Source organism: Dyadobacter sp., assembly GCF_051859145.1.
GTDB lineage: Bacteria > Bacteroidota > Bacteroidia > Cytophagales > Spirosomataceae > Dyadobacter.
In genome coordinates this window covers 1-2,420 of the sequence record NZ_JBHYGF010000495.1, presented here as the reverse complement: position 1 = coordinate 2,420, position 2,420 = coordinate 1, and the positions used below count along the sequence as shown (strand labels likewise).

3 protein-coding genes are annotated in these 2,420 nt (G+C 48.0%); 2 read left to right on the top strand and 1 reads right to left on the bottom strand.

Features of this window, described 5'->3' with window-relative positions; all coding sequences use genetic code 11:
- On the top strand, positions 1-807 hold an 807-nt coding region (locus ACTIE6_RS22665), incomplete at its 5' end, for a tail fiber domain-containing protein (RefSeq protein WP_439558798.1).
- A gap of 197 nt (positions 808-1,004) precedes the next feature.
- Positions 1,005-1,646 carry a YceI family protein gene (locus ACTIE6_RS22660; RefSeq protein WP_439558797.1) on the top strand — a complete coding sequence of 214 codons (642 nt, stop codon included), beginning with the start codon at positions 1,005-1,007 and terminating at the stop codon, positions 1,644-1,646.
- A 4-nt stretch (positions 1,647-1,650) separates the two neighbouring features.
- Here ACTIE6_RS22660 and ACTIE6_RS22655 read toward each other — a convergent pair.
- Positions 1,651-2,420: SDR family NAD(P)-dependent oxidoreductase (locus tag ACTIE6_RS22655; RefSeq protein WP_439558796.1), on the bottom strand; the 770-nt coding region annotated here is incomplete at its 5' end.

Here is a 2,420-nt window from a genome sequence, read left to right as displayed (position 1 = left end):
GAAGGCAATATGTCGCTATCGGCAGGCGAAGGTACATTTGCCAAGGCTTTTGCCTCTGCTACTTTCGGAGCTTACAACAATGTTCAGGATAATCCATCTGGCCCGGCAATTACGGATGCAAAAGGTTCTGATCGCCTCTTTCAGATAGGCAACGGCTCCGGGCCGGCAGCACTCTCGAATGCATTTACTGTTTTGAGAAATGGGAGGATAGGTATCGGAAACGGCTCAATTGTTCCTCAGTTTATTCTCGACATTGACGGCCGCCCGCGGATCAGGCACGGTGCTGAGACAGCCGGTATCTACTTTGATAACTCGGCGCACGAACCCAAATCATTCGTGGGAATGAAAACAGACGAACAAATAGGCTTTTATCTCGGCAATGACTGGCGGTTTTGGGTCAATGCGACCGGTGGTGCCACATTGGTCGGCGCATTACAGGAAGTATCTGATGTCAGATTAAAGCGTGACTTTTCTCCACTTCAAAATAGCCTGACTAAACTCAGTCAGCTTTCAGGTTATCATTATTTCTGGAAAAACAAAAATCTGTCTCAGACAACACAAACAGGATTGATTGCGCAAGAAGTCGAAAAACTCTTTCCCGAACTGGTAAAAACAGATGAAAAGGGATTTAAAACTGTAAATTACACTGGCTTAATCCCGCACCTCATTGAAGCTTTGAAGGAGCTAGACACCAAAAACAAAGAGCTTGATAACGCACTTTCACGATTGAATCACTTAGAAGCAAGTGTAAACGAACTTTTGAAAAAAGAAAAAATCGACACCCACGATCAAAAAGAAGTGCGATAATTATTTACCTGAACTATCGAGCATAGTCCATGCCGGCAAGATTCTCTTGGCCGGCATTTTCATGTTGAAAAGGTATCTTCCCTAACAACTATAATCCGCAACACGTAGGTTTTACTCCGTTTTGCGTGGGGTACTGAGCTGCCGGCACTTGTAGTTTTGCTGCCGTTATCTCATAGCCATGTTAAATAAAATACCTCATGAAAACTGTTAGTACTATTGTCAAAACAAAACTCGTTTCTGCATTCATTCTTGCGACCGGTATGCTTTTCAGCTGCACCGATCATCAGGTGGAACGTTCTGAATTTGTGCTCGAAGATTCTTCTGTTGCAGAATGGAAAGGTTATCTGAAAACCGGCTTTTTCAACGAAGGCTCCATTGCGGTGAAAAGTGAAAGCTTTACAGTAGTAGGAAATCAGGTTAAGAGCGGATCCTTCATTATCCCGGTTTCTTCTATTGTGAACTTCAACCAGCCCACCGAAGAGCTGCGCCACGCGCTCGTACACCATCTGCAAAGCCCCGATTTCTTCAATATGGTGCTGCATCCCGAAGTAAAATTCGATATCGCCAGTGTGGAACCGTTTACAGGATCGGGTGATGGGATCGTCACCGGTGCCAATTACAAAGTTCACGGCAACCTGACTATCCTGGGCAATGCGCACCCATTTTCTTTCCCCGCAAAAATCGAAGTGAATGGCGACGTATTTAAATTGGAAGCACTCGCTCCTTTCGACAGGACAATCTGGGGAATGAACTATGCCACTGAACCCGGCTTACCTGACGAAGGTTCGATCAAGCCGGTCGTGGACGTACATCTGAAAATTTCGGGGCACCGGAAATAACACACTATCGCGCAGTCCAGCCGCCATCTACTGTCAGCACGGATCCTACCATGTAGCTCGATGCTTCGCTGGCGAGGAAAATGGCGGCGCCTTGTATTTCTTTGAGCTGTGCCCACCGGTGCAGCGCCGTAGCGCCAAGGATAATCTCCTTGGCTTCTTCACTTTCAGCAATGGGAATATTCATCTCTGTCAAAAATGGGCCCGGACAAATCGCATTAACGCGTATTCCGAAAGGGGCAAGTTCAAGCGCCAGCGCGCGCGTCATTTGTACTACTGCACCCTTGCTCGCCGTATAAGGTGTGCGGTTTGCCAGTCCGACCAAACCCAGCGTACTCGCCAGATTAATGATCCTCCCACTCTTCTGTGCTTTCATAACCGGAGTTACTGCGCGGGAAGCGAGCCAGGTTCCATTTACATTCACCTCCATGACGCGATTGAAGTCGGTTGGCGAAATCTCGTCAATCGGACCTCTGATGTTGATGCCCGCACTATTGACCAAAATATCTAACCTGCCGAAGTTGTCCATTGCAAAATGGGCCATTGCTTCGGTATCTGCCTGGCTGGTAATATCTCCGGCAAACGAAATTACCCGGGTCTCAAATGCAATGCAAAGCTCCGCGGCAGCCCGCTCGCCTTCCAGTGCATTGCGGTTAACCAAAACAATATTTGCTCCCGCAGAGGCCAGCCCGGCTGCCATAGCAAAGCCCAGCCCCTTAGATCCGCCTGTTACGACGGCAGTTTTGCCGGTCAGATCAAACTGTTTGATCCCCGGTA